22 protein-coding genes are annotated in these 20,789 nt (G+C 72.8%); 15 read left to right on the forward strand and 7 right to left on the reverse strand.

Annotated elements, in window-relative coordinates; all coding sequences use genetic code 11:
• Positions 1–2 precede the first annotated feature (2 nt).
• Positions 3–1,352: an ATP-binding protein gene (locus ACFC1F_RS25725; protein WP_209417074.1), complete on the forward strand. Its 1,350-nt coding sequence runs from the start codon at positions 3–5 to the stop codon at positions 1,350–1,352.
• 246 nt (positions 1,353–1,598) lie between these two features.
• Complete coding sequence (locus tag ACFC1F_RS25730) at positions 1,599–3,392, forward strand: bifunctional metallophosphatase/5'-nucleotidase (protein WP_376161651.1); 1,794 nt, start codon at positions 1,599–1,601, stop codon at positions 3,390–3,392.
• Between the two features lie 67 nt (positions 3,393–3,459).
• Here ACFC1F_RS25730 and ACFC1F_RS25735 read toward each other — a convergent pair whose 3' ends face one another.
• The 5 genes from ACFC1F_RS25735 to ACFC1F_RS25755 form a co-directional block, all read right to left on the reverse strand.
• Positions 3,460–4,953: a sensor histidine kinase gene (locus tag ACFC1F_RS25735; RefSeq protein WP_376161653.1), complete on the reverse strand. Its 1,494-nt coding sequence runs from the start codon at positions 4,951–4,953 to the stop codon at positions 3,460–3,462.
• Positions 4,954–5,021: 68 nt separating this feature from the next.
• Positions 5,022–5,795 (reverse strand): response regulator transcription factor, encoded by a 774-nt coding sequence (locus ACFC1F_RS25740; protein ID WP_209417077.1) that lies wholly within the window; start codon positions 5,793–5,795, stop codon positions 5,022–5,024.
• An 80-nt stretch (positions 5,796–5,875) separates the two neighbouring features.
• The gene (locus ACFC1F_RS25745) at positions 5,876–7,123 is read right to left on the reverse strand and encodes a S1C family serine protease (protein ID WP_376161655.1); all 1,248 of its coding nucleotides are present in this window, start codon (positions 7,121–7,123) and stop codon (positions 5,876–5,878) included.
• An 89-nt stretch (positions 7,124–7,212) separates the two neighbouring features.
• The gene (locus ACFC1F_RS25750; protein ID WP_209417079.1) at positions 7,213–8,265 is read right to left on the reverse strand and encodes a LacI family DNA-binding transcriptional regulator; all 1,053 of its coding nucleotides are present in this window, start codon (positions 8,263–8,265) and stop codon (positions 7,213–7,215) included.
• Between the two features lie 169 nt (positions 8,266–8,434).
• On the reverse strand, positions 8,435–9,166 hold the full coding sequence (locus ACFC1F_RS25755; protein ID WP_209417080.1) for a response regulator transcription factor: 732 nt from the start codon (positions 9,164–9,166) through the stop codon (positions 8,435–8,437).
• Between the two features lie 730 nt (positions 9,167–9,896).
• Here ACFC1F_RS25755 and ACFC1F_RS25760 point away from each other — a divergent pair.
• The 7 genes from ACFC1F_RS25760 to ACFC1F_RS25790 all read left to right on the forward strand — a co-directional run bounded on the left by ACFC1F_RS25760 (position 9,897) and on the right by ACFC1F_RS25790 (position 14,713).
• On the forward strand, positions 9,897–10,190 hold the full coding sequence (locus ACFC1F_RS25760; protein WP_209417081.1) for a MoaD/ThiS family protein: 294 nt from the start codon (positions 9,897–9,899) through the stop codon (positions 10,188–10,190).
• A 5-nt stretch (positions 10,191–10,195) separates the two neighbouring features.
• The gene (locus ACFC1F_RS25765) at positions 10,196–11,707 is read left to right on the forward strand and encodes a hypothetical protein (RefSeq protein WP_376161658.1); all 1,512 of its coding nucleotides are present in this window, start codon (positions 10,196–10,198) and stop codon (positions 11,705–11,707) included.
• A gap of 154 nt (positions 11,708–11,861) precedes the next feature.
• Positions 11,862–12,578, forward strand: coding sequence for a DUF2993 domain-containing protein (locus tag ACFC1F_RS25770; RefSeq protein WP_209417083.1), 717 nt, complete (start codon positions 11,862–11,864; stop codon positions 12,576–12,578).
• Positions 12,579–12,814: 236 nt separating this feature from the next.
• Positions 12,815–12,895 (forward strand): Ms5788A family Cys-rich leader peptide, encoded by an 81-nt coding sequence (locus ACFC1F_RS25775; RefSeq protein ID WP_350517234.1) that lies wholly within the window; start codon positions 12,815–12,817, stop codon positions 12,893–12,895.
• Positions 12,896–13,150: 255 nt separating this feature from the next.
• A complete protein-coding gene (locus ACFC1F_RS25780; protein ID WP_209417084.1) occupies positions 13,151–13,984 on the forward strand; it encodes a sulfurtransferase in 834 nt (277 codons plus the stop codon).
• Between the two features lie 41 nt (positions 13,985–14,025).
• The gene (locus ACFC1F_RS25785; RefSeq protein WP_093861460.1) at positions 14,026–14,316 is read left to right on the forward strand and encodes a DUF1416 domain-containing protein; all 291 of its coding nucleotides are present in this window, start codon (positions 14,026–14,028) and stop codon (positions 14,314–14,316) included.
• A 79-nt stretch (positions 14,317–14,395) separates the two neighbouring features.
• Positions 14,396–14,713 (forward strand): DUF3099 domain-containing protein, encoded by a 318-nt coding sequence (locus ACFC1F_RS25790; protein WP_376161661.1) that lies wholly within the window; start codon positions 14,396–14,398, stop codon positions 14,711–14,713.
• Here the strand turns inward: ACFC1F_RS25790 and ACFC1F_RS25795 are convergent.
• On the reverse strand, positions 14,707–15,090 hold the full coding sequence (locus ACFC1F_RS25795; RefSeq protein WP_148643399.1) for a DsrE family protein: 384 nt from the start codon (positions 15,088–15,090) through the stop codon (positions 14,707–14,709). The genes ACFC1F_RS25790 and ACFC1F_RS25795 overlap by 7 nt on opposite strands.
• Before the next feature lie 273 nt (positions 15,091–15,363).
• On the opposite strand from ACFC1F_RS25795, the gene ACFC1F_RS25800 reads away from it, so the two are divergent.
• The 3 genes from ACFC1F_RS25800 (at position 15,364) to ACFC1F_RS25810 (ending at position 17,564) form a co-directional block, all read left to right on the forward strand.
• Entirely contained in the window at positions 15,364–15,966 is a 603-nt protein-coding gene (locus tag ACFC1F_RS25800) for an FABP family protein (protein WP_376161672.1), read from the forward strand.
• Between the two features lie 160 nt (positions 15,967–16,126).
• Complete coding sequence (locus tag ACFC1F_RS25805) at positions 16,127–16,591, forward strand: Fur family transcriptional regulator (protein WP_148643398.1); 465 nt, start codon at positions 16,127–16,129, stop codon at positions 16,589–16,591.
• 10 nt (positions 16,592–16,601) lie between these two features.
• Positions 16,602–17,564, forward strand: a complete 963-nt coding sequence (locus tag ACFC1F_RS25810; protein WP_376161663.1) for a YgfZ/GcvT domain-containing protein — start codon at positions 16,602–16,604, stop codon at positions 17,562–17,564.
• 100 nt (positions 17,565–17,664) lie between these two features.
• Here the strand turns inward: ACFC1F_RS25810 and dtd are convergent, their stop codons facing one another.
• Positions 17,665–18,105 carry a D-aminoacyl-tRNA deacylase gene (gene dtd, locus ACFC1F_RS25815; protein WP_376161665.1) on the reverse strand — a complete coding sequence of 147 codons (441 nt, stop codon included), beginning with the start codon at positions 18,103–18,105 and terminating at the stop codon, positions 17,665–17,667.
• Between the two features lie 545 nt (positions 18,106–18,650).
• On the opposite strand from dtd, the gene ACFC1F_RS25820 reads away from it, so the two are divergent.
• From ACFC1F_RS25820 to ACFC1F_RS25830, 3 genes are all read left to right on the forward strand, one after another.
• A complete protein-coding gene (locus tag ACFC1F_RS25820; protein ID WP_245206276.1) occupies positions 18,651–19,286 on the forward strand; it encodes an ABC transporter substrate-binding protein in 636 nt (211 codons plus the stop codon).
• Between the two features lie 74 nt (positions 19,287–19,360).
• Positions 19,361–20,320, forward strand: coding sequence for an asparaginase (locus ACFC1F_RS25825; RefSeq protein WP_209417087.1), 960 nt, complete (start codon positions 19,361–19,363; stop codon positions 20,318–20,320).
• 112 nt (positions 20,321–20,432) lie between these two features.
• A complete protein-coding gene (locus ACFC1F_RS25830; protein ID WP_148643393.1) occupies positions 20,433–20,648 on the forward strand; it encodes a dodecin in 216 nt (71 codons plus the stop codon).
• The last annotated feature ends 141 nt before the right edge of the window (positions 20,649–20,789 follow it).

A 20,789-nucleotide genomic window follows, 5' to 3' on the forward strand; every position in this document is an offset into this window, starting at 1 on the left:
GTATGGCGATCGGCAACCTCACCGACGCGTTCACCAGCCTGATGTTCGGCAAGGTGGAGACCACCCGCCTGCCGGTGCGCACCTCCACCGGGCAGGCGCAGGCGGTCTACCTGCCCACGGCCGCCCCGGGGCTGGGGGATTCGGGCGTGATCATCGGCCGCGAGGTGTACAGCGGCAAGGGGTACGTCTACGACCCCTTCCAGCTGTACGGGCAGCAGCTGCCGGCCCCGCACTGGCTGGTGCTGGGCGAGTCCGGCAACGGCAAGTCGGCGCTGGAGAAGACGTACGTGCTGCGCCAGCTGCGCTTCCGGGACCGGCAGGTGGTGGTGCTGGACGCGCAGGGTGAGGACGGGGTCGGCGAGTGGAACCTGATCGCCAACGCCCTGGGCATAAAGTCGATCCGGCTCGATCCGATGGCCGCCCGGGACGGCGGGGTGAAGCTCAACCCGCTGGACCCGGCGATCACCCAGACCGGGCAGCTGTCGCTGCTGCGCACCATCATCGAGGTGGCGATGGGGCGCGGGCTGGAGGAACGGGCCGGCTTCGCGCTGAAGGCCGCGCACGCCCACGTGGTGGCGACGGTGACCGACCGTCAGCCCGTGCTGGACGACATCATCAACACCCTGCGCAGCCCCGAGCTGTCCTCGGTGGAGTCCCTGGGCGTGGCGGTGGACGAGGTGCAGTCCTGGGGTCTGGACGTGGCGCTGGTGCTGGACCGGCTGGTCGACGGTGACCTGCGCGGCATGTTCGACGGTTCGACCACCGACGGCATCGACCTGGACGCGCCGCTGATCGTCTTCGACCTCTCGCACATCGACCGCAACTCGATCGCGATGCCGATCCTGATGGCGATCGTCGGCGTCTGGCTGGAGCACACCTGGATCAGGCCCGACCGGAAGAAGCGGATCTTCCTGGTCGAGGAGGCCTGGCACATCATCAACAGCCCGTTCGTCGCCCAGCTCTTCCAGCGGCTGCTGAAGTTCGGGCGCCGTCTCGGTCTCTCCTTCGTCGCCGTGGTCCACCACCTGTCGGACGTGGTGGACGGTGCGGCGGCCAAGGAGGCCTCGGCGATCCTGAAGATGGCCTCCACCCGGACCATCTACATGCAGAAGGCCGAGGAGGCGAGAGCCACCGGTCGGGTACTGGGTCTGCCGCGCTGGGCGGTGGAGATCATTCCCACACTTTCGCCGGGCATCGCGGTCTGGGACGTGAACGGCAACGTCCAGGTGGTGAAGCACATCATCACCGAGGCCGAGCGGCCGCTGGTGTACACCGACCGTGCGATGACCGAGGATGCGGTGGCCGAACGGGACCGCGCGGAGCGGCAGTTGGCGGCAGAGCCGGGAGTCTGACCGAGGCCCGGCCGCCCCTCCGGAGCAGCCCCGGAGGGGCCTTCGGCCGAGGAGCCGGCCGCTCCGGGAGCGTCGGCGGAGCCCGGTGTGCGGCGACGATTCGTCAGTAGGTAACCCTGTCGTTACGTTCAGGGTCCTGACAGCTACGCGCGTTGACTCTAGGCTGCACTCGCGCAACGACATCGTCGCCCGCCCGGACCTTGTCCACAGCTGGGCGCTCTCTCAAGGTGCAGGGGACCCCTCAGAATGCTCACTGCCAGATCCCGACGTGCAGCCCTGGCCGCGATCGCCGCGGCCGGCCTCGTCGGCACGGTGGCCATGCCGACCGCCGCCCAGGCCGCCGACGCGAAGCGGCAAAAGACCGTCAACCTCCAGCTGCTGGCGATCAACGACTTCCACGGCAACCTGGAGCCCCCGGCCGGCTCCTCCGGCACCATCAAGGAGATCGACCCGGCCACCGGCCAGGTCGTCTCCACCCCGGCGGGCGGCATCGAGTACCTGGCCACCGCGCTGCGCCAGGCCCGCATCCCGGCCGACGACTCGATCACCGTCGCCGCCGGTGACATCGTCGGCGCCTCCCCGCTGACCTCGGCGCTCTTCCACGACGAGCCGACCATCGAGGCGATGGACAAGCTCGGCCTGGACGTCACGGCGGTCGGCAACCACGAGTTCGACGAGGGCGCCAAGGAGCTCGTCCGCCTCCAGGAGGGCGGCTGCCACCCGGTGGACGGCTGCTACGAGGACGGGCGCAAGTTCAAGGGCGCCAACTTCAACTACCTGGCCGCCAACGTCACCAACGAGAAGACCGGCAAGCCCATCCTGGCCCCGTACTGGGTGACCAAGTCGCAGGGCGTGAAGGTCGGCTTCATCGGCGCCACCCTGGAGGGCACGCCGAACATCGTGACCGCCGAGGGCGTCAAGGGCCTGAAGTTCGGCAACGAGGTCGCCACGATCAACAAGTACGCCGCCGAGCTGAAGAAGCAGGGCGTCAACTCGATCGTCGCGCTGATCCACGAGGGCGGCTACCCGGCCAGCAGCACGTACAACTACGACTGCGGCACCGCCGGTCAGGGCATCTCCGGCCCGATCGTGGACATCGCCAAGAACCTGGACCCGGCGATCGGCGCCATCGTCACCGGCCACACCCACAACGCGTACGCCTGCACCATCCCCGACCCGCAGGGCGTGCCGCGCTCGGTGACCAGCGCCGCCTCCTTCGGCCGGCTCTACACCGAGATCGACCTGAAGCTCGACAAGACCACCGGCACCATCGTGCGCCCGTCGGTCAAGGCCGAGAACCACGTCGTGCGCCGGACCGTCGAGAAGGCCCCGGACATGACGGAGCTGATCGCGCACTACTCCAAGCTGGCCGCCCCGATCGCCAACCGCCCGGTCGGCTACGTCGGTTCGGACATCAACGGCCGCGGCAGCAGCGACCTCGAGAAGCCGCTCGGTGACGTGATCGCCGACGCTCAGCTGGAGGGCCTGGCCCCCGCGGACAAGGGTGGCGCGCAGGTCGCGTTCATGAACCCCGGCGGCATCCGCTCCGACCTGGTGTACAAGGCGAGCGGCGCCGAGGGCGACGGCGTGGTGACCTACGGCGAGGCGTTCACCGTCCAGCCGTTCACCAACATGATGCAGGTCAAGACGCTGACCGGCGCCCAGCTGGTCCAGCTGCTCCAGCAGCAGGTGAGCGGCCCGAACGACGCGGCGCCGAAGATCCTGCAGGGTTCGAAGAACCTGGCCTACACGCTGGACATGCGGAAGACCGGCGCGGACCGCGTGCTGGTGGACTCCATCCGCCTCAACGGCGCCCCGATCGACCCGGCCGGCAAGTACCGGGTCGCGGCCAACGAGTTCCTGGCCGGCGGCGGCGACGGCTTCCCGGCCTTCGCGGCCGGCACCGACAAGCTGGTCGGCGCCTCGGACCTGGACGTCTTCGCCGCCTACCTCGGCGCGCACAGCTCGGCGGCCTCGCCGCTGAAGGCGCCGGCGCAGGACCGCATCAAGGTCATCGGCCCGGGCAGCGACATCGACTGACCGTGAGCCGGCAAGGACGGGCGGGGCGCTGTCGGGGCGCCCCGCCCGTTCTGCGTTCCCGGCGCCGTCAGGTGGGGGTCGGCCCGCCCGGCAGGCGGACGGTGGCCAGCGCGCCCGGGCCGCCGTCCTGGGCCGGGCCGAGCGACACCTCGCCGCCGGACTCCCGCACGCTCTGCGCGACGATCGACAACCCGAGCCCGGAGCCGGGGAGCTGGCGCGAGGACGGTGAGCGCCAGAACCGGTCGAAGACGTACTGCAACTCGTCCGGGGGGATGCCCGGTCCGTGGTCGCGAACGGTCAACACGCCCTGCTCCAGGCGGACTTCGATGGTGCCGCCCGGCGGGCTGTACTTGACCGCGTTGTCCAGCAGGTTGATCACCGCCCGTTCGAGGGCGGCGGCGTCGCCGTGCACGAACCAGGGCGCGACGGCGGTCTCGAAGGCCAGCCCGGGACCGCGCAACTTGGCCCGGGCGACGGCGCGTTCGGCGATCTCGTGCAGAGCGACGACGGACAGGCTGCGGACCGGCTTGGGCGAGTCCGGCCGGGAGAGCTGGAGCAGGTCGCCGATCAGGACGGTGAGTTCCTGCATCTGCGCCTTCATGTTGCCGAGCAGCTTGGTCTTGGTGGCCGGGGGCAGCGGGCGGCCGGTCTCGTTGCTGCGGATCAGCAGGTCGACGTTGGTGCGCAGCGAGGTGAGCGGCGTACGGAGCTCGTGCCCGGCGTCGGCGATCAGCCGGGTCTGGCGGTCCCGGGAGTTGGCGAGGGCGGTGGACATGGAGTTGAACGAGGTGGAGAGCCGGGCGATCTCGTCGCTGCCGTGCACCGGGATGGTGGTGCCGACCTCCTCGGTGCGGGCGATGTGCTCGACCACGTCGGTGAGTTGGTCGACGGGCTTGAGCGCGGAACGGGCGACCAGACGCCCGGCGAGGCCGGCCAGGATGACCCCGCCGAGGGCCACTCCGCCGAGGATGAAGGCGAGTTGCTTGAGGGATTCCTCGACGCTGGTGACCTGGTCGGCTACCAGGTAGCCGTAGACCTTCCCCTCGGACATGAAAGTCGAGACGCGGACCCGGACGTCCTCGCCGGTGTTGAACGTCCCGTCTCGATAGGTGTAATGGCCGGGCCGGGAAGGGTTCTGGAGGGCCTTGAGATCGGACGCGGTGATGGTGATGGCGTGCTTGGCGCCGGTGAGCACGCACGGTTCACCGTCGGGTGAGATCACCTGGTCGGTCCACTTGGGGGCACCGACCAGTATCCGGCCGCCGGTTCCCGGCGTGGTGGCCGCGTTCGCCGCGGTCGCGGCCGCGAGTGCGCCGGTCGTCGTCGACGCGCACCAGTAGGAGTCCCTGAGCAGTTGCTGGGGTGGCCTGGCGCCGGGCGGTACGTTCTGGATCGGCGACGGAGGTGCGGTGGATAGATTGCGGTCCACCTGGCCGTAGAGCTGCTTCTCCACGAGGAACCAGCACGCCAGGGCGGAGAGCGCGATCGCCACCGCCACCGCCGCCGCCGTCAGGACGGTCAGCCGGCTGCGCAGCGACTGGGCGCGGTACCAGCTGATCACCCGCGGCCGACGCGGGGCGCGGGGCGGCGTCAGGGGCGGCGTCAGGGGCGGGGGCGGGGCGGTGCCGCTCACGCCGGGGTGCCGGCGGCCGGGCGGAGGGCGTAGCCGACGCCGCGCACGGTCTGGATGAGCCGGGGCATGCCGCCCTGCTCGGTCTTGCGGCGCAGGTACATCACGTACACGTCCAGGGAGTTGGAGGATGGCTCGAAGTCGAAGCCCCAGACCGCCTTGAGGATCTGCTCGCGGGTGAGCACCTGGCGGGGGTGGGAGAGGAACATCTCCAGCAGCATGAACTCGGTGCGGGTGAGCTCGACGGGCTTGCCGGCGCGGGTGACCTCGCGGGTCGCGGTGTTCATCCGCAGGTCGGCGAAGGCGAGGACCTCGGTGTCGTCCTCGACGGCGGCGGCGCGGGCGGCGGCCTCGGTGGCGAGGGCGTTGCGCCGGAGCAGGGCGCGGACGCGGGCGAGCAGTTCGTCGAGTTCGAAGGGCTTGGCGAGGTAGTCGTCGGCGCCCACGTCGAGGCCGGTGACGCGGTCGCCGACGGCGTCGCGGGCGGTGAGCATCAGGACCGGGACGGTGTCGCCGCGCGAGCGCATCCGGCGGACGGCGGTGAGGCCGTCCATCCGGGGCATCATGATGTCCAGCAGGACGAGGTCGGGCTTGTCGCGCTCGACGGACTCCAGGGCCTCGTAGCCGTCGGTGGCGGTGGCGACCTCGTAGCCCTCGAAGGCGAGGCTGCTCTCCAGGGCGTCCCGGAGGGCGGGTTCGTCGTCGACCACGAGGAGCCGGGCGGAGACCTGCCCGGGCTCGGCGGGGGTGCGGTCGTCGGCGGACGGGCTCATGGGCGGTTGCCCTTTCTCATCGTCGGAGAGCCTGCTGGGGGCCTGCTCAGCCAGGGGACCTGCTCGGAGTAATTGTCCGTCTAGATGTTCTGGCCGGCCTGCAGCTTCGGCAGCACCTGCTTGACGTCGTTGATCGGGATGGCGAAGCCGAGGCCGACGCTTCCGGCGCTGCTGTTGCCGGCGGTGGAGCTGGAGCCGCTCGCGGAGTACATCGCCGAGTTGATGCCGATGACCTGGCCGCTCGCGTTGATCAGGGGGCCGCCGGAGTTGCCGGGATTGAGCGCGGCGTCGGTCTGGAAGGCCTTGTAGGTGGCGGTCTCGCCGCCGCTCTGCGGCGTGCTGCCGCGCAGGCCGGGCAGGTTGGGGAAGCCGAAGCCGCCGTTGCCGCTGGTGGTGCCCTCGTCGACCTGGACGGTGACCTCGCGGTTCTCGGCGCTGATGATGCCCGAGGTGACGGTGCCGGTGAGGCCCTCGGGGTTGCCGATGGCGACGACCGGGTCGCCGACCCCGACGGTGGAGGAGTCGCCGAGGGTGGCGGGGGTGAGGTTCCCGGCGCCGCTCGCGGTGATCACGGCGACGTCCAGGGCCTTGTCGGTGCCGGTGACGGTGGCCCTGGCGGTGGAGCCGTCCTTGAAGCTGACGGTGACCTGGCCGCCGTCGGCCGCGCCGGAGACCACGTGGTAGTTGGTGAGGATCTGCCCGCCCTTGGTGAGGACGACGCCGGTGCCGGTGGAGGTGCCGTTCGCGGTCTTCACGGTTATCTGGACGACGCTGGGCGAGACGGCGGACGCGATGGCGGCGACGTCGGCGCTGCCGTCCGAGCGGGCGGAGACCGGGCTGGCGACGGTCGCGGTCCGGCCGGCGGAGACGTGTCCCTCGGCGGCGACCACGCCGCCGGTCACCCCGCCGAGGACGGCCGCGACCGCGGCGACGGCGGTGACCAGGGCGACCCGGCCGCGGAGCAGGCCGCGCCGGGCCCGGCCGCCGTGGGAGGCCGGCTCGCCGGGCCGGGGCGGCTCGGGGGGCGTGGGCGGCGGCCCGGCGGGCGGGGGAGGGGGCGGGGTCCCGACCGAGGGGGTCCCGGCGGTGGGGTACCCGGGGGCCTGGTAGCCGGTGGCCGGCGGGAACCCGGTGGTCGTGCTGCCGAGGACGGTGCCCGGGATGACCTGACCCTGGGCGGGGTCCGGGTACGCCTGCGGCCGCTCGTCGCCGTACGCCTGTCCGTACGGCTGACCGCCACCGGACTGCTCGTCGTACCGTCCGGCGTACCGCTCGTCGTACCGCTCGTGGGGCTGGTCCTGCTCGCTGCCGTGCTGTCGATCGCTCATGCCGACCAAGGTCCGCCCGGCGGATGAGGATTTGATGAGAGCGGGCTCAGAACGCTCCGAGAAGCCCGTTGACTTCTCATAAAGCCTGGTCAGGCCGGGGTCGGCGCCCCGGTCGGGTTGCAGCCGCAGGAACGGCGGATGACCAGGCGCGACGGGAACTTGCGGACCCGTTCGGTGTCCGATCCGGGCACCATCAGCGAGTCGTCCAGCACCAGGTCCACGGCGGCCCGGGCCATCGCGTCGCGGTCGGAGGCGACGGTGGTGAGCGGCGGGTCGGCGAGCGCGGCCTCGGGCACGTCGTCGAAGCCGGCCACCGCGAGGTCCTCCGGCACCCGCAGGCCGACCTCGCGGGCCGCTCGCAGCACGCCGATCGCCTGGTCGTCGGTGGAGCAGAAGACGGCCGACGGGCGCTGCTCCGAGCGCAGCACGCCGAGCGCGACCTCGTAGGCGCCGTAGCGGTGGAAGGGCGCGTCGATCAGGTACGGCTCGGTGGGCAGGCCGTGGGCGTCCATGGCCCGCTGCCAGCCCTCGACGTGGTCGATGACCGGGTCGCCGGGCGCGGGGGACTCGACCGGGCCGCCGAAGCAGGCCACGTACGCGTGCCCGTGCTCCTCCAGCAGGTGGCGGACGACGGCCTCGGCACCGCCCACGTCGTCGGTGACCACGGCGACGTCGTCGATCGCCTCGGGCCGGCGGTGCAGCAGCACCACCTTGGCGCCCTCCATCGCGGCGAACTCCTCGGCGGCCCGCTGCGAGGGGCCCTGGCTGACCAGGATCAGGCCGGAGACCCGCATGCCGAGGAAGGCGCGGACGTAGTGGACCTCGCGGTCGTCCACGTAGTCGGAGTTGCCGATCAGCACGAGCTTGCCCCGCTCGGACGCGGCGCGTTCCACGGCGTGCGCCATCTCGGCGAAGAACGGCTGGCGGGCGTCGGGGACGACCATGCCGATCAGGTTGGTGCGGCGGGAGGCCATCGCCTGGGCGACGCTGTTCGGCCGGTAGCCGAGCTGCTCGATCGCCGCGAGCACCTTCTCCTTGGTGGCGGGCGCGACCGGGCGCGGCCCGTTGTTGATGACGTAGCTGACGACCGCGGTCGAGGTCCCAGCCAGTCGGGCTACATCGTCGCGCGTCACTTTGGCCACGGGGGGATTCTACGCGTGTGGCGTCCGCTCGGGCAGTGTGAGCCCGGCTACCGGACGATGTCCGCAGGACAGTCCGGGGCGAATCCGGACGGGCCGGGCGGGGATGCCGCCCGGCCTCCGGTCAGACCTCGGCTCAAGCCTCGACTCAAGCCTCGACTCAAGCCTCGGTTCAGGCCTCCAGCGGGGCCGAGGTGCGCTGGGCGAGGTCCGGCCGCTCGCCCTTGTCCGGCTTCTCGGGGACGACGAAGCGGTAGCCGACGTTGCGCACGGTGCCGATCAGCTGCTCGTGCTCGACGCCGAGCTTGGCCCGCAGCCGGCGGACGTGGACGTCGACCGTCCGGGTGCCGCCGAAGTAGTCGTAGCCCCAGACCTCCTGGAGCAGCTGCGCCCGGGTGAAGACCCGGCCGGGGTGCTGCGCGAGGTACTTGAGCAGCTCGAACTCCTTGAAGGTGAGGTCGAGCACCCGGCCCTTGAGCTTGGCGGAGTAGGTGGCCTCGTCGACCGAGAGGTCGCCGCTGCGGATCTCCATCGGGCTGTCGTCGGTGACCACCTGGAGCCGTCCGAGGGCGAGCCGCAGCCGGGCCTCGACCTCGGCGGGGCCGGCGGTGTCCAGCAGGACGTCGTCGATGCCCCACTCGGCGGTGACGGCGGCCAGGCCGCCCTCGGTGACCACCAGGATCAGCGGACAGCCGATGCCGGTGGAGCGCAGCAACTGGCAGAGGCTGCGGATCTGCGGCAGGTCGCGCCGGCCGTCGACCAGGATGACGTCGGCGCTGGGGGTGTCGACCAGGGCCGAGCCCTCGGCCGGTGCCACCCGGACGTTGTGCAGCAGCAGGCCGAGAGCGGGCAGCACCTCCGCTGAGGGCTGCAACGCGTTGGTGAGGAGGAGGAGAGAACTCATACCCGGTAGTCCCCTTTCCGGGTCGTCGCGGTCGCGTGACGGCTGCCGCCACAGCCGGTTGGCGCTCGATCTGGGTGGTGTCGCGAGCAGCGCGTCCCGGGAGGGGCGGCGGCGGGCGACGGGAGGGTGGGGGAGCACGAGGACACCGGGTTGCCACCGGAGGACTCGCCGGCGTGCACGACCGAACGGCTCGCGCGCCAGGGGTCCCGCAACCCCCGAGGCACCGTTTCTGCCCTGCTCATCCCGCGAACCTTCCGGTCTGTCCCGTGCCGGGCGGCGGCCCGGCGCCGGGTGTCCGTACGCCCCGGCCGCTCCCCGGCACGTCGTTGTGCCGTGAAATGGCGGGGCGGTTCCCGCGACGCGCCGGGGGTGGACCGACGAATCGCAAGAACGTCCGTACTGGCGTCCTGAAAGCACAAAAGGATCCGGGGGCGACTCTGCCCGGATCCCTCAGGGGTCGAGGATAGCCGACCGGCCCCCGCCCCGGGAGGGCCCGAAAGCTGCGGTTCGCCGATGACGGGCCTGCCGGGGGTGAGCCTGGCCACAGCTTCGGCGGCCCGCCGGGACCCGCCGGGCCAGGGCGGTTGCCGGTCGCGGCGGCGGACACGCCATCATGGGACGCACATCGGCGGCACCGTACGCGTACACCTTTCGGGTGGAAGCCGGCCGCTCCGGTGGCGACCCGACCGGGGTATCCGGGCCGGGGCGAGGACGACGAGAAGGGGTTGCCATGGGTGCGACCACGGAGCCGGCGGGCGCCGCCCCGGTGAGCGGGACGATCCGCTACTGGGCGGCGGCGAAGTCGGAGGCCGGGCTGGCCGAGGAGCCGTACGAGGCGGCGACCCTGGCGGAGGCGCTGGCCGGGGCCAGGCAGCGGCACGCCGACCGGCCGAAGCTCGTCCGGCTGCTCGGGCACTGCTCCTACCTGGTGGACGGCTCGCCGGTCGGCGGGCGCGACCACACGACCGTGGCCCTCACCGAGGGCGGCACGGTCGAGGTGCTCCCGCCGTTCGCGGGAGGGTGAGCGGCGTGACGGATCCGAACCAGGTGAACGGCGGCCCGGACGGCTGGCAGCAGCAGCCGCCGCAGGCACAGCCCCAGCAGCACCCGCAGCAGCCCCAGCACCCGCAGCAGCCCCAGCACCCGCAGCACCCGCAGCACCCGTACGGGCAGCAGCAGGCGTACGCCCCGCAGCAGGCGTACGCGCCGGAGCCGTATGCGCAGCAGGGGCACGCGGCTCAGCCGTACGCCCCCGGCCAGGGCCACGCGCCGGGGCAGGAGACGTACGGACAGCAGCCGCAGTACGGGCAGGAGCCGCAATACGCGCAGCCGCCGTACGGGCAGCAGCCGCCGTACGGACAGGACCAGCAGCACGGCCGGCCGCCGTACGGACAGCCGCCCGTGGACGCCGCCGCGACCGCGCTGCTGCCGCCCGTCCCGCCGATGGACGCCGCCGCGACGACCCTGCTCCCGCCCGTCCCGCCGATGGACGACGCCGCGGCCACGACGCTGCTCCCACCGGTGGTGGTGGGGGGTGCGGCGCCGCCCAAGGCCCCCGCCCGGGCCCAGGCCCCCGCCCCGGCCTTCGCTCAGCCCCCGGCTCCCGCCCAGGCCCCTGCACCGGCCCTCGACCAGCCGACCATGACGCTCAAGCGCCCGGTCGCCCCGGTCGCCCCGGTCGCCCCCGCCGCCCACGGCGCTCCGCACCACGGCGCTCCGCACCACGGCGCGCCGTACGCCGGCGTCCCCGCGCAGCCCGCCCCGGCTGCCGCGCCCACCGGCCCTGCCGCGCCCACCGCCCCCGCGCGGACGCCCCGGACCGGCTCGCCGATCATCGACCCGGGCTTCCAGCCGGCCCTGATCACCGCCGCCGTCGCCGCCCTGCTGGCCGGCGGCGCGGCGCTCGGGCAGTTCGCGCTGGCCCTGGTCGTCGCGGCGCTCCAGGCGCTGACGGCGGCCGGCTGGTTCCGCCTCAACGGCATGTGGCCGGCCCGTCAGGGCATCGCGCTGGCCGCGCTGGCCGGTCTCACGGCCGACGTGGCCGTGCTGCTGGCCGACTCGCACGGCGGTGCGGCGGCCGTGGTCGGCACCCTCGGCGGGTTCTTCCTGCTGGTCCTGGTGCTGCAGACGTTCCGGCCCGCGGACCCGAAGGAGCGGTTCTACGCGCTGACCGTGCTCGGTTCGGCCACCGTGGTGACGGTGCTCTGCACCATGCTGCTGCTGGCCGACTGGGTGCCGGCGGCGGCCGGCGCCGTCGCGCTGGCCACGGTGCTGGCGGCCGCGCCGCTGCCCGGCCCCAAGCAGCTGGGTCCGGTGCCGGTGGGGCCGGTGCTCGGCCTGCTCGCGGCCGTGGTGTTCGGCCTGGTCGTGGGCGCGCCCCTGGCGTTGGGGGCCCTGGCCGGCCTCGGCGCGCTGGTCGGCCGCCGGGTGGCCGGGTACGACTTCCCGTCCCGCTTCGTGCACATGACGGCGGGCGTGGCGCTGCCGCTGGCGGTGGCCTCGCCGCTGGTCTGGATCGCCACCCGCCTGCTGGCCGGCTGAAGCCCGGCGCCCGCCTCCGCGACGTCCCGCCCCGGAACCATGCTCCGGGGCGGGACGTCGTACGGTCGTGCCGGGAGCGGCCCGGCACGAGGATGTGCGGGGCCGGAACGACGATCAGCAGGACGACGGCGACGGGCGACGACGGGGGAGAGCGATGCGCGGTTGGCTGAAAGCGACGATCGGACTGGCGGTGCTCGGCGGCCTGCTGGTGGGGGCCGACCGGATCGCCGTCGGGGTGGCCGAGGACGAGGCCGCCGACCAGATGGTGAAGAGCGGCCGGATGAGCCAGCGCCCCGACGTGTCGATCGAGGGATTCCCGTTCCTCACCCAGGTGCTGTCGATGAAGCTGGACGACGTCAAGATCTCGGCGGACGGGCTGACCGTGGGCGACGGCACCCACCAGGTCGCGTTGCACTCCTTCAAGGCCAGGCTGGCCGGGGTCGCGGTGAGCGACAGCATGACCAGCGCCGTCGTGGACAGCGGCAGCGGCACCGGCCTGATCTCGTACGCGGACCTCGCCCTGCTGCTGCCCCCGGCGTCCCAGCTGGTGCCGAGCGCGGGCAAGCTCGGGCTGGGTTCGGGCTCGCGGCTGAGCCTCTCCTACGGCGGCCCGGGGAAGATCAAGGCCGCGCTGGGGCCGCTCCCGATCGGCGAGGGCTCGGTGCACAGCGAGGGCAACACCGTCACCGCGGACGGTTTCAAGCTCAGCAGCATGGCCGGAATGCTGGCCGGACTGGCCAACCAGCAGGTCGAGCCGGTGAGCTTCACCCTCACCGCCCTGCCCGCCGGGCTCAGGCTGGCCTCGGTGTCCCCGCAGGAGGAGGGCCTCCAGCTGACCTTCGACGGCAAGGACGTCAAGGTCATCGGCTGACCGCGGCGGTCCGCGGCTGTCCGCGGCACCACCCACCGACCATTCCGCTCCGCGAGACGCGCTGTCCAGCGCCGGCCGCGGAGCGGTGTCGTTCCCGCCCCTGTGCGGACCTCCGAACGGCCGTTGGCCGGTTCCCGCCGCCCATGGAATCGTCAAATCTCAGTATTCGATTCATCTGGTCTCAGCATTCGATACGCTGATGACAGCGGGCGCCCGGTGTCCCTAGCATCGTCGGCATGAAGCGACAGACGGACCTCACGAAGCGGCGGGCGGTAGACCTGTGCCGCGTGGCCGCCTGTCTGTGTCGAATGCGCTAACTCGGCGTACTGGCAGGGCCGTTGAAGCCCGCCGCCGATTCCCCAGGTGACTGGCCCGGATTTCGGGGCCGCCGTCGCCGCTGCCCATCGCAGATCACCGCCCGGCCGCACCGCACGCCCCCTCCCGTCCCAGTATTCGGACGAGAGTTCGGACCGGCCACCGCCGGGCGACCCGCAGCACACTCCCCAGCCTCCGGCCGGGGGACCCCTCCAGCAGCACCTTCCGCAAACCGCCCCCGGATGGAGAACACCACCATGAGCCGCAGCGACGTCCTGGTCGACGCCGACTGGGTCCAGGCCCACCTGGACGACCCGAAGGTTGCCATCGTCGAGGTCGACGAGGACACCACCGCGTACGAGAAGAACCACATCCGCAACGCCATCCGGATCGACTGGAAGAGCGACCTCCAGGACCCGGTCCGCCGCGACTTCATCGACCAGGCCGGGTTCGAGGCGCTGCTCAGCGCCAAGGGCATCGCCAACGACGACACCGTCGTCCTCTACGGCGGCAACAACAACTGGTTCGCCTCGTACGCCTACTGGTACTTCAAGCTGTACGGCCACGGTGACGTCCGCCTGCTGGACGGCGGCCGCAAGAAGTGGGAGCTGGACTCCCGCGACCTGGTCTCCGAGGTGCCGGCCCGCGCCGCGACCGAGTACAAGGCGCAGGCCGTCGACTCCTCGATCCGCGCCTTCCGCGACGACGTGGTCGCCGCCATCGGCACCCTGAACCTGGTCGACGTGCGCTCGCCCGACGAGTTCTCCGGCAAGCTGCTCGCCCCGGCCCACCTCCCGCAGGAGCAGTCGCAGCGCCCCGGCCACGTGCCGAGCGCCCGCAACATCCCGTGGGCCAAGAACGCCAACGACGACGGCACCTTCAAGAGCGACGACGAGCTCAAGGCGCTGTACGAGGCCGAGGGCATCGACCTGGCGAAGGACACCATCGCCTACTGCCGCATCGGCGAGCGCTCCGCGCTCACCTGGTTCGTGCTGCACGAGCTGCTCGGCCAGGAGAACGTGAAGAACTACGACGGTTCGTGGACCGAGTACGGCAGCCTCGTCGGCGTGCCGATCGAGCTCGGCAACTGAGCCACCGGCTCGAAACCGTAAGTCAGAAGGGAAGACAAGACATGTGCGGTGCGAAGGCCGGCGGCCCGGACCTGGCAGGAGTTGACGTGGCGAACGAGACGATCATCCAGGGTTCCGTGACCCGAGACGGCGAGCCGGTCAACGGCTACGTCCGGCTGCTCGACGAGGGCGGCGAGTTCACGGCCGAGGTGCCCACCTCGGCGACCGGCCAGTTCCGGTTCTTCGCCCGCCCGGGCAAGTGGACGCTGCGTGCGCTGGTCCCGGGCCAGACCGTGGACCGCCAGGTGGTCGCCTCCCAGGGCAACCTGACCGAGGTCGCGATCGCGGTCTGATTCCACCCCCCCGCGAGTGCGACGGGCGGGTCACCGAGGGCCCCTGCCGAGCAGGGGCCCTCGGGCATACCGTGGAACCGTGCAGGCACGCCGGCGCCACCGCTACTACTTCGCCATGATGGCCGTCTGCCTCGGGCTGTTCGTGCTGGCCTGGGGCGCGGTCCGGTTCTGGTCCGTCCCGGCCGCGATCGGCATGTGCCTGGTCGCGATGGTCATCCCGCCGGCCGCCGCGGTCTTCGCCAACAAGCGGGACCCGGAGGACGACTGGTGGAACGACCCGCGCTGGGACGACCCGAAGTGGGACGACCCCGGCCATGACCGGGACCGACCCGACCGGGACCGACCCGGGCAGGACCGACCCGACCGGAACGGCCCCGACCCGTGGGGGCGTCAGTAGACGAGTGCCTGGACGCCGTCGGCCGTGATCTCGCTGACGAAGACCTGGGCGCCCGCGATGCGGACACCCTCGACGGTGTCCTTCTGCTCGATCCCGCGCCGCGCCGCGCACTGGGTGCAGAGGGTGACGGTCCCGGCCGCCAGGACCGACTCCAGGAGGTCCGGCAGCGGCGCCGCGTGCGGCAGCTCGAACTCGGCGGCGCGCCCGGGCAGCGCGAACCAGGACGACTCCCCGGTCAGCCAGAGCGAGACCTCGATCCCGCTGGCGACGGCGACCGCCGCCACCGTGAAGGCCTGCGAACAGCGCTCCGGCGCGTCCGCCCCGGCGGTGACCTTGATGACGAGCTTCTTCGCGCTCTGCGATGCGTTCGACGACATGCCGACACCCTAGATCGCCGACGTGGTGGGGCTCACCGAGACCCGTCGACACCCGGCGGATAGAGTGAGCGCAGCAAAATCCACCCACACTGTCGCCGCCCTGGGAGCCCCCCGTGTCCGGTCTGGAAATCTTCTTCGACGGTCTGCTGGCCCTCATGGCCGTGCTGATCACCTGGTTCGCCATCTTCTCGGTGATGAAGCTGTACCAGGGCCAGCGCTGATCCGCTGCCGTACGGTTGAAGCAGACCCACACCGACGACAGTGACCAGGAACATGATCGAGATCCCCTCTGACCTCCACAAGGACGTCGTTCCGCTCGCCTTCCTCCTCGGTACCTGGGAAGGCGCGGGCGTTTACGCCCCTCTGCCGGGTGAAGGGGGCCCCGGCACGGAGAAGTGCAACTTCGGCCAGGAGGTCGTCTTCCGGCACGACGGCCGGCCCTTCCTCGAGTTCCGCTCCCGCACCTGGGTGCTGAACAACGAGGGCGAGAAGGTCCGCCCGCTGGAGAACGAGCACTCGTTCTGGCGCATCACCAGCAACCACGACGGCACCAGCGGTGTCCGGGGCATCGAGATCTCCTCCGTCCGTGACGACGGCACCGTCGAGATCTGGTACGGCGAGCTGGCCGACGGCAAGCCGCAGATCGACGTGTCCACCGACGCGGTGGCCCGGATCGAGGGCTCGGCGCCGTACTCCGGCGGCAAGCGCCTGTACGGCTTCGTCAACGACGAGCTGCTCTGGGTCGGCGAGAAGGCCGCGCCCGAGGTGCCGCTGCGCCCGTACATGTCGGCGCAGCTGAAGAAGGTGCTGAGCCCGGCGCAGCTGATCAAGGACATCAACGACCTGCCGGACGACGGCATCGCGTTCTTCCGCTGAGCAGGGCCCGCTGAGCAGGGCCCGCTGAACACGGCCCGCTGAGCACGGCCGTCCGCCGGGTGCAGCCCGCCGGGCAAGGCTCACGCACATGAGGTAGGGACCGGCCACCGGCCGGTCCCTACACTTGCCTCAGGACCCCCGACTTGGCAGGGACAGCACCGTGGCGGACACCGGCACCACCGACTGGCAGCTCTCCGGAGACTGGAAGGCCGACCTGCGCGAGCGCGGCTACCGGCTGACGCCCCAGCGCCAGCTCGTGCTGGAGGCGGTCGACGCCCTCGACCACGCGACCCCGGACGACATCCTCTGCCACGTCCGGCAGACCGCCAGCGGCATCAACATCTCCACCGTCTACCGGACCCTGGAGCTGCTGGAGGAGCTGGGCCTGGTCTCCCACGCGCACCTCGGCCACGGCGCCCCGACGTACCACCTGGCCGGCCGTCACCACCACCTGCACCTGGTCTGCCGGGACTGCGACCAGGTCACCGAGACCGGGACGGAGATCGCCCGGCCGCTGATCGAGAGCCTGCGCGAACAGCACGGCTTCGACACCGACCTCAAGCACTTCGCCATCTTCGGCCGCTGTGCCGACTGCACCGCCAAGCGTGCCGGGGGCCAGTCGTAAGCTGGCCGGTATGAAGAGCCCGCTGCTTGCGCTGCCCGGTGCCGTCCCCGCCGAGGGAACCGACGAGGGCGTGGCCGCCCACTACGGTGACATCTTCCGCGAGCAACGCAACCTCGCGCAGGGCACCGGCTTCGTCGACCTCTCGCACCGCGGCGTGCTCACCGTCACCGGCGACGACCGGCTGTCCTGGCTGCACCTGCTGCTCACCCAGCACGTCAGCGCGCTGCCGCCGCAGCAGGCCACCGAGGCGCTGGTGCTCTCCCCGAACGGTCACGTCGAGCACGCGCTCTACCTGGTCGACGACGGCACCACCACCTGGGCGCACGTCGAGCCGGGTACCGCGCCGGCGCTGATCGGCTACCTGGAGAGCATGAAGTTCTTCTACCGGGTGGAGGTCGCCGACGCGACCGCCGACTACGCGGTGGTGCACCTGCCCGCCGGTTCCACCGCCTCGGCGGAGGGCGCGGCGGCGGTGCGTGAGCTGCCCTACGGGCGGGACCTCTTCCTGCCGCGGGCCGAGCTGGCGACGCTGACCGCGGGCTACGGCCCGGCGGCCGGGGTCTGGGCGTACGAGGCGCTGCGGATCGAGGCTCACCGGCCCCGGCTCGGTTTCGAGACCGACCACCGGACCATCCCGCACGAGGTGGACTGGCTGTCGACCGCCGTCCACCTGCAGAAGGGCTGCTACCGCGGGCAGGAGACGGTCGCCCGGGTGCACAACCTGGGCCGGCCGCCGCGCCGCCTGGTCTTCCTGCACCTGGACGGCACCGAGGAGGTGCTTCCCCCGCACGGGACGGAGGTGCGGCTGGCCTCGGACCCGGACGGCCGGGCGCTGGGCGTCGTCACGTCCTCGGCGCGCCACCACGAGCTGGGGCCGATCGCGCTGGCCGTGGTCAAGCGGAACGTCCCGGTGGACGCGGTGCTGCTGGCCGGGACGGTCCCGGGGACGCAGGACGTGATCGTCCCGCAGTAGGCCGGACCCCGGCGTGGGTCGGACCCTGCGGCAGGCCACCCCGCAGTAGGCCAGACCCTCAGTAGGCCAGACCCCGCAGCAGGTCAGCCCCCGACCTGGGTCAGACCTCGACCAGGACGGTGAACGGGCCGTCGTTCACCAGCGCCACCTGCATGTCCGCCCCGAACCGGCCGGTCTCCACCTTGGCGCCGAGCTCGCGCAGCCGGGCGACCACCTCGTCCACCAGCGGTTCGGCGACCGGGCCGGGGGCGGCGGCGTTCCAGGTGGGGCGGCGGCCCTTGCGGGCGTCGCCGTAGAGGGTGAACTGGCTGACCACCAGCAGCGGGGCGGCCTGGTCGGAGCAGGACTGCTCGACGCCGTTCTCGTCCGCCTCCAGCAGCCGCAGGGTCCAGAGTTTGCGGGCCAGCTGGGCGGCCTTGGCGGGGGTGTCGTCGTGCGTGACGCCGACCAGGACGCAGAGTCCGGGCCCCTCGATCGCGCCGACGGTCTCTCCGGCCACGGTCACCCGGGCCTCGGTCACTCGCTGCACCACTGCTCGCATGCGGCCATTGTGCCGGAGCGGGCGGGACCTCCCGCGGGCCCCCGGGAGGTCCGCGGAGAGGCGCCGGGGCGGGCTCCCGACCGGCCCGGGTGGCTCCTGACCGGGGGCGCGTACGACTGCCGCGCGCGCCGGGTGGTGCGCAACTGCGCGTGGCCGAGCGCCGTTGTTCCTGCGGAAAGCCCCGGTCGTATGAGCCACCCCCGTTCGCCAGGGGGCCGTTCGGGTGCACGGGCGGTGCACCGGCGGTGGGCGGGGTGGCACGCTGGGGGACCGTACGAGGGGTCCGGGGCGCCAGAGGTCCGCCGCGCCGGGCCCGGTTCGGGTTCGGCCGGGCGGTCGAGTCGATGGGTCAGGCGTTCTGGTGGTGTCGCCCCGGCGGGTGGTGCCACCCGGGGGCGGGAACCTTCGGGGGCGCCCCGGCGTGCCAACGGACGGGTGTGCGCGGCGGGTGCGCGCGACGGCCCGCCCGGGGGACGGGCCGGACCAGCGGCAGGCGACGGGGTGCCGCGAGCGGGCGGGATCGGACGACGGCAGGTGGTTGGTTGATGGACGCGAGCAGTGCGGCGCAGGACCGGTCGGGGCGGGCACCCGGGGGCGCGGAACCGGCGGGGGCCCGGGCCTGCCCGGCGGAGGGCGGGACGGACGGCGGGACGGAGGAGCCCGACCTGGAAGGGCTGGGCCTGGACCAGCTGCGGACCCTGCGCAGGGAGACCCTGGAGCAGGAGGCCGACCTCTCCTACCTCCGGCGGCTGCTGCACGGGCGGATGGACATCCTCCGGGCCGAGCTGGACCGCCGGCCGGGCTCCGCCGTCCTGGCGGCGGCGGGGGGCGAGGCCACGGCGGGCGGCGCCCTGCTGGACCGGCTGCCGGCCATCCTCACCGACGCGCCGTCGACGGTGCGGCGCTCGGCCCGGCACGTCACGCTGGGGCCGCCGCGCGGTCACCAGTCCCAGCTGGAGGCGGACGAGCTGATGGGCGACGTCCAGCTGGCCGACCTGGCCGCCCATCCGGAGTCGGAGCTGCTGGCCGCGCTGGACCGCTTGCGGGCGCACGAGCGCGAGGTGTCCGGACGGCGGCAGCGGCTGCTGCGGACGGCGGACGGCTGCAGTGCCGAAATCACCCGCAGGTACCGTGATGGGGAAGCACGGGTCGAGGACCTGCTCGCAGGCGGCCCACTCTGACCGGGTGAGCACGTCCGGGGGCGGGCAGGGCCCGGCTCGCCCCCGGCCCACCCTCGCCCCGGAAGGCTCCCGTCATGTCCCACCCCGCCGCCCTGCCCGTCCTCGCCGAGGTCATACGTTCGGGCTTCACCGAGGGCCGGCACCACGGTTCGCTGGTGCTGCTCGCCGCCGACGGCTCGGTCGAGTTCGCCCTGGGCGCCCCCGACGCCCCGGTCTTCCCGCGGTCGTGCGCCAAGCCGTTCCAGGCGGTGGCCACGCTGCGGGCGGGCCTGGAGCTGGAGGGCGAGCTGCTGGCGCTGGCGGCGTCCAGCCACTCTGCAGAATCGTTTCACCGTGACGGTGTGAGGCGGATCCTGGCCGCTGCCGGGCTGGACGAGTCCGCCCTGCAGACCCCGGCGGACCTCCCGCTGGACGAGGCCGAGGCCGAACTGCACCTGAAGTCCGGCGGCGGGCGCGCGCCGATCCTGATGGACTGCTCCGGCAAGCACGCCGGCTGGCTGGCCGCCTGCGTCGCCAACGGCTGGCCGACGGGGAGCTACCTCGACCCGGCGCACCCGGTCCAGCAGCTCGCCCGGGAGGCCTTCACGGAGGCCACCGGCGAGCCGGTCGCCCACGCCGGGGTGGACGGCTGCGGCGCGCCGCTGCTGGCCGTCAGCCTGACCGGCCTGGCCCGCGGCTACCGCGCGCTGCTGCTCGCCGCGGAGGGCACCCCGCAGCGCCGGGTGGCCGACGCGATGCGCGCCCACCCCGAGTACGTGGCCGGCACCCGCCGGGCCGACACCTGGCTGATGCGGGCGGTGCCGGGGGCGCTGTCCAAGATGGGCGCCGAGGCGGTGCAGGTGGTGGCGCTGCCGGACGGCCGGGCGCTCGCCTTCAAGATCGACGACGGCGCCGAGCGGGCCCGCGGGCCGGTCCTGGCGGCCGGGCTGCGCCGGCTCGGGGTCGTGACGCAGGACGACACCGTCGAGCGGATCGGCACCGCCCCGCTGTTCGGCGGCGGCGTGCCGGTGGGTGAGGTCCGGGCGGCGTTCTGAGGCGTCCGGGGGCGCCCCGGACACGTCCTACGGCTGCCGTCGCCGGGGTGCGGAGCGACCGGAGGCGGTGCACGGTGGACCGGGGGCCGTCGTACAGCTGAGGGAGTCCGTCATGAGTGAACACGTCTACCGGGTGACCGAGATCGTCGGGTCTTCGACCGAGTCCGTCGACGCCGCCATCCGCAACGGTGTCGAGCGGGCGTCCCGGACCCTGCGGAACCTGGACTGGTTCGAGGTGACGCAGGTCCGGGGCCACCTCGAGGACGGCCGGATCAAGCACTACCAGGTCGGCCTGAAGATCGGCTTCCGGCTGGACGACGAGGGCTGAGTCCCGGCCCGCCCCGGCACCACGGGCGGGGCACCGGCTGCGGGCGCGCCCGCACCCCCCCCGACGACAGTCCGCGGCCGCCTCCGCCGCCGACGGCACGGCCCCCGGGCGCAACCGCGCCCGGGGGCCGGGCCGCGGCGG

Origin of the sequence: Kitasatospora sp. NPDC056181 (assembly GCF_042266225.1) — a bacterium.
Lineage (GTDB): Bacteria > Actinomycetota > Actinomycetes > Streptomycetales > Streptomycetaceae > Kitasatospora.

Coding starts and splice junctions, on each gene's coding strand:
- ACFC1F_RS25725 (WP_209417074.1), top strand. CDS start 3: ATGGCGATCGGCAACCTCACCGACGCGTTCACCAGCCTGATGTTCGGC.
- ACFC1F_RS25730 (WP_376161651.1), top strand. CDS start 1,599: ATGCTCACTGCCAGATCCCGACGTGCAGCCCTGGCCGCGATCGCCGCG.
- ACFC1F_RS25740 (WP_209417077.1), bottom strand. CDS start 5,795: ATGAGCCCGTCCGCCGACGACCGCACCCCCGCCGAGCCCGGGCAGGTC.
- ACFC1F_RS25745 (WP_376161655.1), bottom strand. CDS start 7,123: ATGAGCGATCGACAGCACGGCAGCGAGCAGGACCAGCCCCACGAGCGG.
- ACFC1F_RS25755 (WP_209417080.1), bottom strand. CDS start 9,166: ATGAGTTCTCTCCTCCTCCTCACCAACGCGTTGCAGCCCTCAGCGGAG.
- ACFC1F_RS25760 (WP_209417081.1), top strand. CDS start 9,897: ATGGGTGCGACCACGGAGCCGGCGGGCGCCGCCCCGGTGAGCGGGACG.
- ACFC1F_RS25770 (WP_209417083.1), top strand. CDS start 11,862: ATGCGCGGTTGGCTGAAAGCGACGATCGGACTGGCGGTGCTCGGCGGC.
- ACFC1F_RS25775 (WP_350517234.1), top strand. CDS start 12,815: ATGAAGCGACAGACGGACCTCACGAAGCGGCGGGCGGTAGACCTGTGC.
- ACFC1F_RS25780 (WP_209417084.1), top strand. CDS start 13,151: ATGAGCCGCAGCGACGTCCTGGTCGACGCCGACTGGGTCCAGGCCCAC.
- ACFC1F_RS25785 (WP_093861460.1), top strand. CDS start 14,026: ATGTGCGGTGCGAAGGCCGGCGGCCCGGACCTGGCAGGAGTTGACGTG.
- ACFC1F_RS25795 (WP_148643399.1), bottom strand. CDS start 15,090: ATGTCGTCGAACGCATCGCAGAGCGCGAAGAAGCTCGTCATCAAGGTC.
- ACFC1F_RS25800 (WP_376161672.1), top strand. CDS start 15,364: ATGATCGAGATCCCCTCTGACCTCCACAAGGACGTCGTTCCGCTCGCC.
- ACFC1F_RS25810 (WP_376161663.1), top strand. CDS start 16,602: ATGAAGAGCCCGCTGCTTGCGCTGCCCGGTGCCGTCCCCGCCGAGGGA.
- dtd (WP_376161665.1), bottom strand. CDS start 18,105: ATGCGAGCAGTGGTGCAGCGAGTGACCGAGGCCCGGGTGACCGTGGCC.
- ACFC1F_RS25820 (WP_245206276.1), top strand. CDS start 18,651: ATGGACGCGAGCAGTGCGGCGCAGGACCGGTCGGGGCGGGCACCCGGG.
- ACFC1F_RS25825 (WP_209417087.1), top strand. CDS start 19,361: ATGTCCCACCCCGCCGCCCTGCCCGTCCTCGCCGAGGTCATACGTTCG.
- ACFC1F_RS25830 (WP_148643393.1), top strand. CDS start 20,433: ATGAGTGAACACGTCTACCGGGTGACCGAGATCGTCGGGTCTTCGACC.